The sequence below is a fragment of the Wukongibacter baidiensis genome, from assembly GCF_050888315.1.
GTDB lineage: Bacteria > Bacillota > Clostridia > Peptostreptococcales > Caminicellaceae > Wukongibacter > Wukongibacter baidiensis.
This window is the reverse complement of the sequence record NZ_CP138202.1, coordinates 3,809,808-3,827,924: the sequence shown is the minus strand read 5'-3', so window position 1 is coordinate 3,827,924 and position 18,117 is coordinate 3,809,808. Positions and strand designations below refer to the sequence as shown.

The 18,117-nt window shown below is 32.9% G+C and carries 12 protein-coding genes and 1 other annotated feature; of the genes, 1 reads left to right on the top strand and 11 read right to left on the bottom strand.

Annotated elements, in window-relative coordinates:
• Positions 1 to 12: 12 nt before the first annotated feature.
• Both R9X47_RS17270 and R9X47_RS17265 read right to left on the bottom strand, forming a co-directional pair.
• Positions 13 to 1,545, bottom strand: coding sequence for a hypothetical protein (locus R9X47_RS17270; RefSeq protein WP_432662270.1), 1,533 nt, complete (start codon positions 1,543 to 1,545; stop codon positions 13 to 15).
• A 318-nt stretch (positions 1,546 to 1,863) separates the two neighbouring features.
• Positions 1,864 to 2,682 (bottom strand): hypothetical protein, encoded by an 819-nt coding sequence (locus tag R9X47_RS17265; protein WP_432662269.1) that lies wholly within the window; start codon positions 2,680 to 2,682, stop codon positions 1,864 to 1,866.
• A gap of 71 nt (positions 2,683 to 2,753) precedes the next feature.
• On the opposite strand from R9X47_RS17265, the gene R9X47_RS17260 reads away from it, so the two are divergent.
• Entirely contained in the window at positions 2,754 to 3,893 is a 1,140-nt protein-coding gene (locus R9X47_RS17260) for a hypothetical protein (RefSeq protein WP_432662268.1), read from the top strand.
• Positions 3,894 to 3,963: 70 nt separating this feature from the next.
• On the opposite strand, the gene R9X47_RS17255 is transcribed toward R9X47_RS17260, so the two are convergent.
• The 9 genes from R9X47_RS17255 to metG (R9X47_RS17215) form a co-directional block, all read right to left on the bottom strand.
• Complete coding sequence (locus tag R9X47_RS17255; protein ID WP_432662267.1) at positions 3,964 to 5,433, bottom strand: phospholipase D family protein; 1,470 nt, start codon at positions 5,431 to 5,433, stop codon at positions 3,964 to 3,966.
• Between the two features lie 152 nt (positions 5,434 to 5,585).
• The gene (locus R9X47_RS17250; RefSeq protein WP_432662266.1) at positions 5,586 to 7,283 is read right to left on the bottom strand and encodes a M3 family oligoendopeptidase; all 1,698 of its coding nucleotides are present in this window, start codon (positions 7,281 to 7,283) and stop codon (positions 5,586 to 5,588) included.
• Between the two features lie 217 nt (positions 7,284 to 7,500).
• A complete protein-coding gene (gene gpmI, locus R9X47_RS17245; RefSeq protein ID WP_432662265.1) occupies positions 7,501 to 9,063 on the bottom strand; it encodes a 2,3-bisphosphoglycerate-independent phosphoglycerate mutase in 1,563 nt (520 codons plus the stop codon).
• A 448-nt stretch (positions 9,064 to 9,511) separates the two neighbouring features.
• Positions 9,512 to 10,375, bottom strand: coding sequence for a 16S rRNA (adenine(1518)-N(6)/adenine(1519)-N(6))-dimethyltransferase RsmA (gene rsmA / locus R9X47_RS17240; RefSeq protein WP_432662264.1), 864 nt, complete (start codon positions 10,373 to 10,375; stop codon positions 9,512 to 9,514).
• 15 nt (positions 10,376 to 10,390) lie between these two features.
• A complete protein-coding gene (gene rnmV, locus R9X47_RS17235; RefSeq protein WP_432667648.1) occupies positions 10,391 to 10,921 on the bottom strand; it encodes a ribonuclease M5 in 531 nt (176 codons plus the stop codon).
• Positions 10,922 to 11,007: 86 nt separating this feature from the next.
• Positions 11,008 to 12,045, bottom strand: coding sequence for a 3D domain-containing protein (locus tag R9X47_RS17230; RefSeq protein ID WP_432662263.1), 1,038 nt, complete (start codon positions 12,043 to 12,045; stop codon positions 11,008 to 11,010).
• A gap of 948 nt (positions 12,046 to 12,993) precedes the next feature.
• A complete protein-coding gene (locus R9X47_RS17225; protein WP_432662262.1) occupies positions 12,994 to 13,761 on the bottom strand; it encodes a TatD family hydrolase in 768 nt (255 codons plus the stop codon).
• A gap of 118 nt (positions 13,762 to 13,879) precedes the next feature.
• Positions 13,880 to 15,826, bottom strand: coding sequence for a methionine--tRNA ligase (gene metG / locus R9X47_RS17220; protein ID WP_432662261.1), 1,947 nt, complete (start codon positions 15,824 to 15,826; stop codon positions 13,880 to 13,882).
• A gap of 152 nt (positions 15,827 to 15,978) precedes the next feature.
• Complete coding sequence (metG, locus tag R9X47_RS17215) at positions 15,979 to 17,598, bottom strand: methionine--tRNA ligase (protein ID WP_432662260.1); 1,620 nt, start codon at positions 17,596 to 17,598, stop codon at positions 15,979 to 15,981.
• A 127-nt stretch (positions 17,599 to 17,725) separates the two neighbouring features.
• Positions 17,726 to 17,998 (bottom strand) — a binding site (T-box leader).
• Between the last annotated feature and the right edge of the window lie 119 nt (positions 17,999 to 18,117).

Here is an 18,117-nt window from a genome sequence, read left to right as displayed (position 1 = left end):
CTTTTTTAGGTCTTAAAACCTAGACATTGGAGGAACTGTAGGTTTTATTGGAAATACTACATTACCTGTTTTCGCATCTATATGGAGTAACCAATATCCATAATCTCCTTGTTCTGGAGTTTTATCTTCTAGTGGATACCACGAAACAAAACCAGTCATACCTTGGAATGGTTGATCCATATACATGTATCTTCCAGGAACTCCATATACATAATACTTTGGTTCCATATCCTTATCATAAACTACTCCGAATATATAGTGTCCGTACTTGTTCATTTGATTCTGGCCATTATTCATATAATACATATAAGGATTGAAATAGCAGCTGCTTAATATATATCCAAAGAATGGTAGAAATCCTCTATGCATGGTTTGATTATCATATGGTATCTTCCACCATGAATAACCTTTAATATTTTTTTCAAATGGCTCAATTTTCTCATAATATTTGAGGATATCCTTCACATATTTATAGACCATCTTATGATATTTTTTGTAATGAACTCCTGGTTTTCTTTCAAAATAATTTTTAGTATCTGCTTTTTTTGTTTTTTCTTTATGTTCCGCTTTTACTTTTTCTGCCTTCTCTTTTACGTCTTCTTTCTTCTCTTCTTTTACAGGTTCCTTATTTTCATACTTTTTGTCTTTATAATCCTTTTGTTTTTTATCTGCTTTACTTTCCTCTTTTACTTCTTCATTCTCCTTTGGTTTTACTGCTTCTTTATTCTCATATTTTTTATGTTTGTAATTAATTTCCTTCTTATTTTCTTTTTTACTTTCAGCTTTGACGTTTTCTTTATTCTCTTCTTTTTTCTCTACTTTCATTTTCTTATTATCATATTTTTCTAAGGAATCTACGCAATCATCACATTCTTCTTTTTCGTCTTCATAATAGTGCTTATCGTATTTTTTGTTATGATTTTTATATTCTTTCTTGTAACCTTTCTTCTCTGATTTCTTATTGTTATCCTTATTATCCTGGGCGTCTTCTTTGTACAATTCCTTTGAGCTCTTTTCTATTACATCAATAATTTCCTCGTATTTTTCTTTATATTCTTCATCTAGTTCATCATTGTCTTCGGACTCTTTATTTTCATGAATTACTACGTCTTTCCAGTTTATTTTTTCCTTATCCATGTACCCTACTAATGGTCCAAAAATTTCATTTTCCTCTGAAGATCTTTCAATGGGTTTAGCTATCACAGCAACTACATTAAAATCTTCGATTGTCCTTTTACTACCCTCAACGTTGTCTGGGTTAAACTTTACTTTTAACTCGCCCTTTCCCTTTTCATCTATTACAAATGCACCGGTATCTACAAATACACTTTTGTCTCCCTTTGTACTTATCAAGTAGTTTCTGTAAATGTATTTCGCATCCTTAAAATACTTCAAATCCTGAACATAAACATTTAGCAAGCCCTTTCCGTTTCTTACTTCGATCTTTGCGTAGCCCTTTGGAACTCGCTTATCTGCCTTTTCGAAGCCTCTGTCTTCGTTTTCAAGTATGATAAAATATCTTTTGTATCTTCTATCGTTAGCCACTAAAAGCCCCCCTTCAAGAAACCCATTTAATACTAATATATGTATCTTATTCGAAATAGTTCACTACTAAATCTAAAAAACTTGTATAAATCCTAGATTATTCATAGAAATTTTCAAAATATGCGCTTATCTTTAATTTTTTAAAGTACATAACGGAAATTATATTTATCCATTTATAATTTCATATGTATTATAAAAAAGAGATGTTTCAGAATGAATTTCTACTTTATAGAAATTCATTCTGAAACATCTCCACGCGAAACTTATAAGATACCTTTATGAAACAGCTACTATTTTCGCCTCTAGCTCTATATCCTATTATCCACTAATAATAGGATCATCGTTTCCATTGCTATCTTCAAAGGATATTTTCCTATATACTTCAAGAACTGCTTTGTTCACTCCTATTCCTAATATATTTACTGCTGAAATAACTGTAATAATTCCTATGGTTCCACTTCTACTTAATGGTAGAAGTATTATACTTGCTAAGGAAAAAACAAGTCCGTAACAGATTCCCATTCTAATTACCAGTATTATATTATTAACGAATATTCTTAATGCCTTAGAAAAGCTTTCATTAATTGGTAAATCATCTACGACAATCGCATATTCCATAAAGATAATAAAAAATAAAAATAATAATAGCCCTTTAGGTATGATACCAATAAAGCATAATAGGAAGGAAATACAATATACTAGATTAAGTATAAAATATTTAAACCAGTTTTTATTGCCTAGACTAAAAAAACTTATTGGTGTAACTCTTTCTATTCCTGCCCGTTCTAAACATCCCATATATCCGGAGGTTAGAAATGCGTGAATCAAGACAATAGTTAGTAATAAAAAGCAGTTAAAAACAGTTAATTCTGAAACAATACCCGTCATGCCATAATCTGAATTATAGCTATATAATACGGTAGGAAAATCCTCTAAAATAAATTTTGCAGTTGGTGGTGCCTGTATAATGCCTAGCTTTAAAACAAAGGACTTATCTATACCGTTATAGGGTAGATTAAAGGTGTTGATGTATAACAAATAGCTAACTAAATCCATCCCAATAGGTATTAGTGCAACCCATATTATTTTAATAATTTTTTTATATCCTTCAATTAGCATATCAAATAGCTTCATCATTTTACCTCATCTTATAGGAAATTTTTTCTAATTATATTATAATATATATATCTTAAGTTTTGGAGGTAGTCATGAAAAAATATGGCATGTTGATTTTTACTTTATTTATTCTATCTGTCACAGTCCTTATATATTTCTATGAGAACATTAATCTCCCCAACTTAAATTATAATCATCCCCAAATCTCTATAAAATCAAAGAAATATGGACATATTCATAATGTGATATGGTCTAACTTCGATGAAGATTATATTCTAATATTGGCTTCAAACAGAGATGAAGAAGTCAATCAGAATATTTCAACTCTGTATGCTATAAATATAGACACGGGAAATACTACAGAAATTTATGAATTCAAAACCCATAAAAATCTGGAAGATTATATTCAAAAGACCGATCTTCTATCTCACTGGTTATATGTAGCTTCACCTGAAGGTGTTTATAGGCTTACCCTCGATAACGATTATTCAGCTAGACTAGAAGAGTTTTATAGGATAAAGGATTTTGCAGATGTAATTGGTCTAAATATTACAAATAAAATTCTATATACAAAGGACAATGGTAAGCTTTTATACGTTAAAGGACTTTCATCTTTTAGCTTTAATTTCTTTGATAGGAACTTCAATAAGGATGCTGTAAGGGTTTATTCTGTTAAGCCTGAAAATAACATGCTGGGAGCAATTAATGACAGTATCTTTTATAGTAGATTAGAAAGAAACGGTCTAAATCTTTACCATTTAAATATAGAGAATAACATTCAGTTTAAGAACAGATTAATCGCTAAGAATATTTTAAGTTTAAAAAATACTCTAGGTAACGATTCAATTAAGGGATTAATGACTGTGGAAAATGGATACGGTATATATAACTTAAAATGGTTAAAGAGGAAAGGGAAAGGCTTTTACGAGGCTAATTTAATAAATTCTATACCTAAAAATACAGATATCTTAGGCCAGATTCCCTCCATAGACGGATGGAATTATAGAACTATTTATACAAGCTTTGAAGAAAATCATATGGGCTCTATCATTAAGCAAGAATATGATGAAGTAACTAAAATCATTAAAAATAAGCCTATAGTAGGCCCTGTGAGTATTTCATGTGATGGTAATAAAATTCTATTCTTTACCTATGAAGACAATGAATATCATATCAATATCTGCGATAAAGACGGGAAGAATTTAAGGGATATTAGTAAATTTATTGAATGATTAAAAAAATTACGTTCCAGATATAAAACTTATCTAAGGAACGTAATTTTCTTCTTATTTCATTGTTAATTTAAAAAGTACATAGTCCGCTAAACTCTTGGAAGCGATATATAACTTTCTTTACAAAGGAATCATCTTGGTATTTAGAATAATCAGCGGTATATTGGCCATCTTCATTATTCCATATTCTATCGAGGTACTCAGATATTTCTGTAGCAAGTTCATTTTCTTTACCGTACATTTCTATTTTCACATCGGTCTCTAAATTATAATCATCTAGATTTCTTCTTGTAAAGTTTGCTGAACCACCAATTATTATATCCTTGTCATCCTTTTCAATAAATATTAACTTTGTATGGAATTGTTCCCCATTTGTATCATACCATTTAACATTTATCTTTCCATCGGATTTCTTTACTAATTCAGAAGCCACTTGTCTATTAGGTATACCATTTTTCTCTATACCAAAGGCATCTTTATTGGCATCTAAAACTAGCTTAATATCTACTCCTCGATTTGATGCATTTATTAATTCCTTAACTATAGAACGATCTGCTAAATAGAACATAGCAAGGGAGATTTTATCATTTGACTCTGTGTTTTTTATCTCTTTTACAATATGCTTTTTTATCTTTCCCTCTGTTAGAAGTGTTGCTTTAATCCCCTCAGTAGGCTCTCCACTGCTTACATATTCAAATTCATCGAAGTCACTACCTGAAAACTGAGCTACAGCTAGCTCCGACTTAACTAAATCATTAATGATTTCTCCGTCTAATTTGAATGCAATATTAGAGTGATATCCACTAGCATCATGGGGGTTTGCAGAAGCTATTATTGCTGCTTCTTCAGTAACTAAGGTTTTTCTATGGTTTGCTTTGAAGTTAAGGAGTTTCAGGTAACCTCTCAGAGTTACTTTTTGCGAATCTGGACTAAATGGATTAGGAAGCCATCCTTTACCTGAAGTCTTAAACCCTTTTAAAAAGGTCCTCCAGAAACCAGAATAAATAGGGTTTGAATCCCTTATCTTTGTTGAATCTGTAACTATAACTTCAATATTATTTTCCTTTAACCTTGTAATATATTTTGACTCGAAGGAACCATAGAAGTTATTAATTTCATCGGTTATAAAATACACCTTTATATTAGGATACTTCTTCTTTTGATTAATAAGCGCGGTAGTTAATCTTTCACTTATTTGAGGAAAACTATTCTTTCTATCATAGTCATCGTTAAATAAAAACATATCGACAACAATAAATTCTCTAGCATTTTCAATAAGCTTAAGCTGCTCATTAAAAATAACCTGCTCATGCACGACCTCTCCATCCCTTTTATAGGTAAGGTCTTGAAGAAATTCTATATTGGAAACATCATATGTTGCTCCCTCAACCGATATGCCATCGGGTACAGGTGTTGAAAAGCCGTTTATTATTACAATGGTTATTATGATTACTATTAGTGCTTTTAATATAATTTTACTTTTCCTATTTTTTGACTTTTTTCGGTTATGATGTTTTATAGCTGCCAATCCTTTTGCCAAAGAGACACCCCTTTCTATTTATATTCATATTCAAGTATAACTTAGTATGGGAGTCTTTACAAAGACAATTTTATGCAAAATTAAAAAGATGGTCAATTTTAATCCATTAACCATCTTTTTCTATTGCATTTAAGCTACTACATAGTACTTTTCTATAGTCTCATATCATCTACCTTACCTAGCCACTCTACAATAGGTTTAATAACCTGTTTTATACTTCCTTCTTCAAACGGATTTGTAAGGTTTGCCAGTTCAATTAACTCTAAGAATGATTTGCTTCCTCCAGCCTTACACAGACTTAAATAATCATCCCATGCTTCTCCTCTGTTTTCATTTGCTTTTATCCAGAATTCAAAGGCACAAACCTGTGCTAAGGTATAATCAATATAGTAGAAAGGAGTCTTAAAAATATGTGCCTGTCTAAACCAAAATCCACCTTTATCTAAGAATTCATTATCTTCATAGTCCCTATGGGGCAAATATTTTTTCTCAATTTCTCTCCATGCCTCTTTTCTTTCTTCTGGCTTAGCCTGCGGATTTTCATAAACCCAGTGCTGGAATTCATCTACTAAAACTCCGTATGGAATGAATACCACGTTACTGCTAAGATGTGAAAACTTATATTTTTCCTCATCCTCTTTAAAGAAAAGGTTCATCCATGGCCAAGCAAAAAACTCCATACTCATTGAATGGATCTCACAGGCCTCAAGGGTTGGCCAAACATACTCTGGTACTTCATAATTTCTACTTGAATATACTTGGAAAGCATGACCTGCCTCGTGGGTAAGTACATCGACATCTCCAGCAGTACCATTAAAGTTGGAGAATATAAATGGAGATTTATAGTTATTTATAAAGGTACAATATCCGCCTCCTGCTTTCCCCTTTTTACTTACAAGATCTAATAGTTCATGCTCAATCATATATGTAAAAAACTCATCGGTCTCTGAGGACATCTCCTTATACATTCTTTTGCCATTGTCTATAATCCATTCAGGTTCTCCCTTTGGAATTGCATTTCCACTCAAGAACTCCAATGGCTCATCATAATATTTTAAACTATCTAGCCCTAATCTTTTCATTTGTCTTTTTCTTAACTCAGTAGATAAAGGAACCAAGTCCTTTAATACTTGATTTCTATATCCTGCTACCATATCAGCATTGTAGTCGGATCTCTTCATACGAGCATATCCCAGCTCAATAAAGTTTTTATAACCGAGCTTCCTTGCTATCCTATCTCTGACTTTAACTAGTCCATCATAGATATTATCAAATTTCTCCTCATGCTCCACAAAAAAGCCTGTAACGGCCTCATAGGCCTTTTTTCTAGTTTCTCTATCATTTGATTGTGTAAATGGCGTTAATTGAGATATGTTTCTTTCCTCTCCCTTAAACATTATCTTTGCGGAAGCTACTAGCTTAATATACTCACTTACCAACTTATTTTCTTGCTGTAGATCAGCAATTATTTCAGGTGAAAATGTCTTTATTTTCAATTCTGCTAAAGTAAATAACTGATCTCCCCACTTTTCTTCTAACTGATTTCTAAATCTGGATTTCACAAGTGAATTGTAGTATTTTGAGATTAACCCTTCATATATCGGTTTAATCTCATCAATAAACTCTCTTTCCTTCTGATAAAACTCATCTGTAGTATCAACTGTATATCTTATCCCAACTAAAGTTTCCATAGTTTCGAACTCATTTCTAAGTTCATTTATTTCATTCATTATTTTTTCCTGCTCCTCATAAGAAGAAGCATTGTCAAAGGAATTTAACAACCTATCAAATTTTTCTTCTAACACCTTCATATCTGGTCTTTTGTACTTGTAATCTCTAAATTTTAACATATCCAGCCCCCATATCATTAAATTTATATATATGTTTTTTTTGATATACTATACATTATAGTCCATTTTAAAGTATTTACAAGATATTATGAAAATTCTAATATTTATCGATCTGATCCATTAAAAAAAAAGAAACTTGATATTTATTATGTCCATTAAAAGAAAAAATCACGCTTTTCACATGATTATCTATGAAAAAGCGTGATATATGATCTAATTATGCAGTTTCTTCTTCTGTTGCATATGCAGGCTCTAATAATAAAGAGTTGCCTGTCATTTCTTCTGGTTTTGGAATGTCCATAAGCTGAAGTAGAGTTGGAGCTATATCTGCTAATCTTCCTTCTTGCAGTTCATATTCCTTAGCAGCATTTATTAATACAAGTGGTACTGGGTTTGTAGAATGCTTTGTTATAGGATTTCCATCCTTATCCAACATTTCATCGGAGTTTCCGTGGTCAGATGTAATTATTAGCTGTCCATTCTTTTCTATAACCTTTTCTACTACTCTTCCAACACATTCGTCAACGGTTTCTACTGCCTTTATAGCAGCTTCCATGACTCCTGTATGGCCTACCATATCAGGATTAGCATAATTTATAATTATTAAATCGTATATATCCTTGTTCATTTCTTCAATTAGTTTATCAGTTAGCTCGTATGCACTCATTTCCGGCTGCATATCATAGGTAGCTACCTTTGGAGAAGGAATCAATACCCTATTTTCTCCTTCATTTTCCTCTTCAACACCGCCATTAAAGAAGAAGGTTACATGGGCATACTTCTCAGTCTCAGCTATACGAAGCTGTTTTAGGCCATTCTTTGCTAAATATTCACCAAGTGTATTTGTTAGTACCTGTGGTGGATATGCTAAACTAACATTTGGAAGTGTCGCATCATACTGAGTCATACATACGTAACCTACAGGAAAATATCCATTAGCTCTTTCAAATCCATCAAACTCAGGATCTACAAAGGATCTACTTATCTCTCTAGCTCTATCAGGTCTAAAGTTAAACATGATTATTGAGTCCTTCTCAGATACCATAGCTGTAGGATTATTCTCATCCATGATAACAGTAGGTTTAACAAATTCGTCAACCACATTCTCAGCATAGGATTTTTCTACGGCATCTACTGCAGAGCTTGCCTTCTCACCTTCACCTAAAACCATAGCATCATATGCAAGTTTAACTCTTTCCCATCTCTTGTCACGATCCATTGCATAGTATCTTCCTGAAATCGTAGCAATCTTTCCTACTCCGATTTCCTTCATTTTCGCTTCTAAGTCTTTAACATAATTGATCGCACTTGATGGAGGTACGTCTCTACCATCTAAGAAGCAATGTACATATACCTTTGATAAGCCTTGTTTTTTAGCAAGCTCAAGTAATGCATATAGATGGGTAATATGACTGTGTACTCCACCATCTGAAAGCAGACCCCATAAGTGAAGGGCTGAATCATTCTTTTTAGCATTTTCCATAGCCTCTAAGAAAGTTGGATTTTCGAAGAAATCTCTATCCTTTATAGCTTTGGTTATACGTGTAAAGTCTTGGTATACTATTCTTCCTGCTCCTATATTAAGGTGTCCTACCTCGGAATTTCCCATTTGACCTTCTGGAAGACCAACTTCTAATCCGCTCGCCTCGATATTAACATTTGGATATTTTTCAAAGTAGCTTTCTAAATTTGGTGTATTTGATTTCTTAACTGCATTACCATATTCTTTATCATTTATACCATATCCATCTAAAATCATTAACACTGTAGGTTTTCTCATTTTCGTCCTCCTTTAATTCCATAAATCATATTTCATTCTATATACTATTATATTTGAAAATCGTCAATAGGGCAAATAAAGTTCCTACGGGTCGCAATGTGTCCATATACGAATTTCAATTCGCTATTTATAAACCTTTGAGTGCCTTTTAGTATTTTAAAAAACAGAATTTAAATATTAAAATTTACTAGTAATTTTATGCATTTTTCTATAATATAGATAAATTACAAAAAATCTATTACATTCCGAAGATTTAACATCCCCAAAAACACTGGCTGTCAAATCTCCAGAATCTAAGATGTTTATCGTACTATATAGAAAAGCTTAGATTTTCATCTAAGCTTAGGTTAAACTGGAGTTAAAAATATATTTTTATCTAATTTCAATGCATTAACCCTTTTATGTTTGGGCCACTTTTTTAAGAGCTTTTACTTTAAGTCCTATAACTCTATAGCATCTTACTAACACAATTTGAAAGAGCCGCAAATTCTTCTATAGTTAGACTTTCTCCTCTTCTTTTAGGATCAATATCACAGGCCATTAGGCACTCTTTGATCTGTTCTTTATCTATTCCGAGATTACCAAATGATAATGAATTAAGTAAAGTTTTTCTTCTTTTAGCGAAGGATGCCCTTACTACACTGTGGAAAACCTTCCTGTCAGTCACTTCTACCGGTGGATTATCTAATACTTTTAAACGAATTACTGTGGATTCTACATTTGGATTTGGTATAAATACTGTCTTAGGAACTCTTGTCACAATCTCTGGTTCACAAAAGTATTGAACTGCCACGGAAAGGGAACCGTAATCCTTAGTATTTGGCTTTGCCTTGAGTCTATCGGCAACTTCTTTTTGTACCATTACAACTATATCTTTAACAGGAACCTCTTCCTCTAGAAACTTCATTATAATAGGAGTTGTAACATAATAAGGTAGATTTGCCACAACCTTAACCCTTTCTCCATCTAATTTGGTCTCTACTAATTCCTTTAGGTCAACCTTTAAGACATCTGTATTGATTACTTCTGTGTTTTCATAATCCTTAAGGGTTTCCCCTAATATTGGAATAAGAGTCTTATCTATTTCTATGCATAAAACCCTTTTTGCCTCTTCAGCAAGATACTGTGTCAGTGTGCCTATTCCAGGTCCAACTTCGATAATGGTATCATCCTTAGTAATTTCTGCACCATCAATTATTTTATATATTATATTTTCATCAATCAAAAAGTTTTGACCAAGGCTCTTTGAAAATCTAAATCCGTATTTGTTTACAATCTCTTTAGTTTTTTTAGGCGATGATAATTTTTCCATTGTATCCCTGCTTTACTATATTTTTTTTAGAGCATTTTCAAATTCTTCACGTGTGACACCATAATTGTTTAATCTATTTAAAAATTGTTTTGAATTTCCATAGCCTATTCCAAGTAGCTTTCCTAAAGCATCTCGTCTTTTTGATGCATTTTGTAACCCCTCTAAATCGTTTATAATTAAATCAATTTTTTGAAATTCTTTTCTATTTTCCTGGACTTCACTTCTTACCTTTGAAAGAGCCGTCCTAATACTTTCAGGAGTAGCATTTTCTATTCCTATATCGCCATCCTTAGTAGCCTCATCTCTAGGCAAAAAAGCATGTTTACAGCCTTCTACTTTGCTAGCAATATTCTTTCTAATTCTCTCACCAGCAGAATCAGGATCTGTAAAGATTATTACACCCTTTCTTTCCTGAGCGAACTTGATTCTTTTAAGGGCCTCTTTAGTTATTCCAAAGCCATGTGTGATAATTATTTCTGCATCAACAGCTTTTTTTACAGCTGAAAGATCGTCTCTTCCTTCTACAACTATTACTTCCTTTATTATCATAGAAAATACCCTTCTCCTTCAAACTTTTTCATAACTCCTAATCTTTAGGTAGCTTCTTTCTTGAATAAGAACTTACAAGCTGACTACTCAAGGATATACACCCTTACTTTTCTTCTACCAAATCTGTAAACATCCTTTGAATTCTCCATAAACAGGTCAATCTTGTTTCCCTTTATGGCTCCTCCCGTGTCCTCTGCTGATGCAAGACCATAGTCCTTATTTCCATCTAGATACTCTACATACAGCTTTGTACCCAGTGGTATAACTCTAGGATCTACTGCAACTACCCCAGGTCTTGCTCTAGTTCCACTACGGGTAATTCCGTACTCTGGATGATCAGGATATTTACCACAGCTCTCATAGGATAGATCGTATGCCGTTGCCGACATTATCATAACTTTTTTATATCGTACAACCTCTCCCCTAGAGGCAACAAAATACTTTTCTGAACCCTTTTCAATCATTTCATCAACAGGTTCTTTCTTTATATTTTCACTTATTACTTCTTTGATAGCCTCTATTCCATTTTCATATACTATCCTATACTCTACTTCTTTTGTACCATTTTCACCTTCATTAATCTTCTTCATCTGTCCTGTTTCCATGTCATTGTTATATTTAATAACGGTTCTATATGGGATGCCTACAGTTTCCTTTACAATCTCTTCTTTAACTCTGATTACGTTTATTGTATCCTTTGGAACAATCTTTTCGTCAAGAGAAGGCTCTGTTTTATCTTTTTCTCCCAGTGTTATATCATACTCATTCAATATATCTGCAACTTTGTTGTTGGCAGTTAATATATCTACTTCCTTGCCATCTACATTCAACTTAACATCAAAGGCCCTTTTAACCTCTATTATCATTCCATCCTTTAATTTTGTATCTTTATCAATACTCAGCTGATCATGTTCACCTAGGGTAACGTCAGCCTTCTTAAGTGCTTTGTCAACTCTTGAGGACAAGGTTTCAATCGCTATCTCCTTTTCCTTATCTCTAATGGTTATTTCTTTACTAAATATACTCTCCACTGAAATAACCGTTAATATAATCATAATAGTCGCTATGATTATAATTTTTTTTGTGTCTAATATACTTCGAAGCTTATTAAATGGCTCCATAAGTGTACCTCCTTATAAATAGCCCGTTTATTCAAAGAATGTCTAAGAATATTCAGGGCATTTTCCTTCCTAAGTCTTTACTATTTTTTAGTTGTTTATAATCAGACCCTATAAGATCTGTTCAATACTCTATATAGAAAAGACATAGAAAAATTTAAATTTTATTTACCTATTTTGGATTGAGTTAATTGCATAATTCTAACTTGGCAGAATTGCATAATAAATCTGGTATAGCTTTAGGGTTTTTAAGACTATATATAATAGAAAGTTTTTTTAGATGGTAATTATGCAATTTGCTCGATTAAATAAAGGGCTTTATATTTTATGTATAGTTGGGAGTTTTTATGAACTGTTTTATAACTCACATTAGTCTATAATAAATAAAACCCTATGTCAAATATTATATTGTATACACAGATTATTCATGAAAAGTTTGAAAGTATGTAGCAAATCTTTGAATTTTTCATAAATAATCCTGGGGATATATAGTACATTTATAAATCTACATTTATACCGCTTTTAATCACCAATACCTTACTAGTATTTCAGTTCCAAAACAACTAACCCCTTCATCTCATATGTTACTATGCTATTATTAACACAATTACTGGTTTATATTCTCAAGTAATGGCTCTCCTTGTATATTAAACCTTTGAGATCTATTCTATACATAAAGTCATCTCAGTTCATCTTTTAAGGTGTTGGTTCTATATTTCAAGTCCTAGGGGTTATAATATAAATTTATAAATGTACTTTATAAATTACGCTACATTCAAGGTACTAATAAATTTTAAGATAATATGACGAGAATTACCATTTTTCCTAAAATTGTTATATATTTCCCGGGAAATTTTCTATTTTCGACGATTTATTTTTATCGAATACGCTGTGCAAGGTCCTAAATAACTTTTTGAAATCTACATACCTTGCACTACGCACCCCTTAACATTATTTTATTCTAAAGTATTTTTTGGCATTTTCTGTAGTTTTTTGTGCAACTTCTTCAAATGAAATTTCCTTGATTTCTGCAATTTTTTCAGCAACATATCTTACGTAACTGGATTCATTTCTCTTGCCTCTATATGGATGTGGAGTTAAATATGGAGAGTCAGTTTCTATCATCAAACGATCTAAGGGTACAGCTTTTACTACTTCTACAGCTTTTCTAGCGTTTTTGAAAGTTACTGGACCTGCTATGGATATGTATGCTCCCTTATTCACATATTGTCTTGCCAGTTCTGCACTACCAGAGTAGCAATGCATCAAAACTCCAGTATCAAAGGCCTCTTCCTCCTTTAATATATGCATGACCTCACTATTTGCTTCTCTATCATGAATAATAATCGGTAAATTTACTTCCTTAGCAAGCCTAATTTGTTCTCTAAACCACTTTATTTGTACATCCCTCGGAGAATGATCATAGTGAAAATCTAAGCCTATTTCACCAATTGCCATAACTTTTGGCTTCTTTGTTAAACTCTTTAGCAATTGAAGCATCATATCATCCATAGTTTTAGCATCATGGGGATGAACTCCAACAGCAGCATAAATCATATCATATTTTTCAGCAAGTTCTACGGATTTTACAGAACTTTCAAAGTCAGCTCCAGGATTCATTATAAGTGATATTCCGTTCTCCTTAGCTCTTTGTATTACATTGTCTCTATCATTATCAAATCTTCTAGCATCTAAGTGTGCATGGGAATCAAATAGCATCGCTCTTCTCCTCTCTCATTGTTTTATATCGGAAACTATATCAAATAAATATTAACATAGCTAGCAGCGCCATGCTGCTAGCTATATATTAACCTAACTTATGCTTCTAGTAAACCCGTTAGCTTACTGTACTTCCACTTTCAATATCTGCCTCAACTAAAGTCAGTTTATCACCTGCTGTTGCAGCAAGTATCATACCTTGAGATTCTATTCCTCTAAGCTTTACAGGCTTTAAGTTTGCCACAAGCACTACCTTCATACCTACTAAGTCTTCAGGCTTATAGTGTTTTGCTATTCCCGATACTACCTGTCTCGTTTCCTCTCCAACTTTAAGCTGTAAAACAATTAATTTGTCTGCCTTTGGGTGCTTCTCAGCTTCTATAATCTCAGCAGCCTTAAGGTCTACCTTAAAGAAATCATCGATTGTAATTTCGCCCTTTTCTTCCTTTTTACTTTCCTTCTTTTGCTTCTTTTCTTCCTTCTTACTATCTTTCTTATTCATCTTTTCAAGCTCTTCTAATTCCTTCTTTACATCTATACGCGGGAATAAAGCTTCTTTCTTATGAACTTTAACTCCTGTTTCTAGTCTGCCAAACTCCATAGAAGCCTCCCAGCTTGTAGAAGGACCTTCATCTATTCCAAGCTGTACCCATATTCTTCTAGCTGTATTGTCCATAAATGGCTGTATAAGAACTGAAATAATTCTTATGGTATCGGCTAAATTGTATAGTACTGTATCTAATCTATCTTTATTCTCTTCCTCCTTAGCTAACACCCATGGCATAGTTTCATCTATATATTTATTCGATCTCCTTACTATCTTCCAGATCTCCTCAAGGGCATTACTAAAGTCTAAGTTATTCATTTTTTCTTCTACCTTTGACCATGCAGAAGTGGCTACCTTTTTAAGGTCTCCATCAAATTCTCCCTCTGCATTTGGCTTAGGTACTATGCCACTATTGTATTTTTCTATCATAGCTACCGTTCTACTCACTAGATTTCCAAGATCGTTTGCAAGATCAGAGTTTATTCTATTTAATAACACTTCATTAGTAAATACCCCATCTTGACCAAATGAGTACTCACGAAGTAAGAAATATTTTAGAGCGTCAACTCCATATCTTTCTACTAATATTACTGGATCTACTACATTTCCCTTAGACTTAGACATCTTTCCACCCTCAAGTAGAATCCATCCGTGTCCAAATACCTTCTTAGGAAGAGGAATATCTAAAGCCATTAACATTGCTGGCCATATTATTGTATGGAACCTTACTATCTCTTTACCTACTAAATGTACGTCAGCAGGCCAGAACTTAGCGTAGTCACCTTCTTGCTCCTCTGGATAACCTAGAGCAGTTATATAGTTACTTAGGGCGTCAAGCCATACATAGATAACATGTTTTTTATCAAATGGTACTGGAATACCCCAATCAAAGGAAGTTCTAGTAATACAAAGATCCTCTAATCCTGGTTTTAGGAAATTGTTAACCATTTCATTTTTTCTTGATACTGGCTCTAAAAACTCTGCATTCTCCTCAAACAACTTTAAAAGTCTATCTTGGTATTTTGAAAGCTTAAAGAAGTATGCTTCTTCTTTAGTAATCTCTACATCTCTTCCACAGTCAGGACATTTTCCATCCTCTAATTGTGTTTCTGTCCAGAAGGACTCACATGGTGTACAGTACCAGCCCTCATAGTTACTCTTGTAGATATCACCCTTATCATAAAGCTTTTGGAAAATCTGCTGTACTCTTCTCTCATGATAGTCATCGGTTGTTCTGATAAATATATCATAGGAAATCTCCATTGTCTTCCAAAGATCCTTGATTTCACCTACTATCTTATCTAAGTATTCCTTTGGAGCCACTCCGTGATCCTGAGCTACTCTTTCAATCTTTTGACCGTGCTCATCTGTACCAGTTAAGAACTTTACATCATAGCCAGTAGCCCTTTTAAATCTAGCCATTGCATCGGCAGCTACAGTAGTGTAAGTATGCCCTATATGAAGCTTTGAGCTTGGATAATATATAGGGGTTGTGATATAGTATCTTCCTTTACTCATTTTTACTCCTCCTTGTAATTAAGATTTACTTAGAAATCTCTATAGTTGAAAATTACACATAATATACTGATATTATCTATATTTAGGTTATAGTTTCACCTATATCTCATATTAATAATCATTTCTTACTCTGTTTATAATATTAATCTACTCTATCTTCCTAGTTTTTCAATCTCTTCTTCTATTCTTTTCTTATCAATTCTTTCAAATAAAACTTCTACATCATTTACATTAGCGCGCTTAGGCACCAAGACATTGTTCCAGCAATATTCATCAATATCTAAAAATCCCTTAATCTTTTCACAAGCAAATGGTACGAATGGATATAATAAATTTGAAAGGTTAGCGATAATCTGAACACATGTATATAGTGTATTGTTGCAACCATTAGTATCTTCCTTCACTTGTATCCAGGGTTTTTGTATATCAAAATATTTATTGGCATTCCTAATAAATGCAAAAACACTCTCTAAAGCACTTCTTAATTCTCCATGCTCTATTTTTTCTCCTACCAAATCATATAGATCATTAAGTTCTTCTTGTATTTTTTCATCCATAATACCTTCAGGAACCTTTCCTCCAAATGATTTATTGATAAACACCAAGGTTCTATTTACAAAGTTTCCAAAGGCCCCCAACAATTCTCCATTATGACTATTAATAAACTCTCTCCATGAAAAATCTGCATCCCTCTTTTCAGGGCCATTAATAGTTAAAAAATATCTTATAGAGTCAGAGTCATAATTTTCTATTATATATGGAACCCATACTGCCCAATTTCTACTGGTAGAAAACTTTTTCCCTTCTAGCGTTAGATACTCACTAGATATAATTTTATCAGGCAAATGTAAATCTTCAATGCCCAATAATAAGGCCGGCCATATTAATGTATGAAATGGAATATTATCTTTGCCATGTACATAATAAGAGGTAACTTTTCCTTTCCAAAACTTCTCCCAGTCCTTATTATTATCATTTGCCCACTCTTTGCTGGCAGATAGATATCCGCAAACTGCTTCTATCCATACGTAGATCTTTTTGTCTTCAAATCCCTTAAGAGGAACATCAATACCTAAATCCAAGTCCCTTGTTGCAGCTCTATCCTTCAATCCCTCGTCTAAATATCTTTTGGTAAACTTAACTGCATTTTCTCTCCAATTTTCACTACTATCTAAATAGTTTTCAAGTTCACTTTGAAATTTAGATAGAGTGAAATAAAAATGCTCTGTCTCTCTTTGTTTCGGCTCACTACCGCATAATTTACATTTCTTGTTATTTAACTCATCGGGATTCAATATACTTCCACAATGGTCACATTGATCTCCTCTAGCTTCTTCTCCACAGTTTGGACAATCACCCTCAACATATCTATCGGGTAAAAATTGACTGCATTCTTCACAGTACACTTGCTCTATGGATTTCTTATAAATGTATCCTTTATTAAATAGTTCTATAAACACTTGTTGAACTACTTGTCTATGAAACTGATTATCTGTTCTACTGTATAAATCATAGGAAAAACCTAATTTTTCAAAGCAATATTTAAATTCATCATGATATCGAGTTGCTATATCTTCTGGGGTCACATTTTCTTGTTTTGCACGGATTGATATAGGAGTTCCATGACAGTCACTCCCTGATACATACAGTACGTCTTCCCCTTTTAATCTAAAATATCTAGCCAATACATCTCCTGCTATTAGCCCAGCAATATGTCCAACATGTAGGGAACCATTAGCATAAGGCCAAGCCCCACCAATAAATATACTCATATTATCTCTTCCCTTCTTAAATATCAAATATTTTAATGTTGGATATCCAGATCGCCCTAACAAAAGGCATATTTTAGCTTAAGCTTTCCTGTTTTATTTTGGCCAAAAATAAAAACCCCGTCCCTAACAAAGGGACGAGGATATCTCGCGCTACCACCCTATTTCATCATTATGTTACCACAATGAACTCGGTAAGTGACTAGTCATCACCTTGCATTTTTAACGGATGCAAACCCGACCTGATCTACTGTAGATATCCACTAAACATAAAGTTGTATATCTAAATTTCAATCAGATAGTTCAGGGGCCATCTTCAGTATACTTTTTAGTACCGGCTTTCACCTTCCCCGGCTCTCTAAGACCAAAACTATATACTTACTCTTCCCATCATTACATTTAATATGATTTTGTAATGCCTATATTATACTATAAAATATATAGAACTATACATATTTTGTCAAGGCATATTGTATGAATTATTTGCTTATTCTCTTCTTAGATAATATGAATCCATCTTAA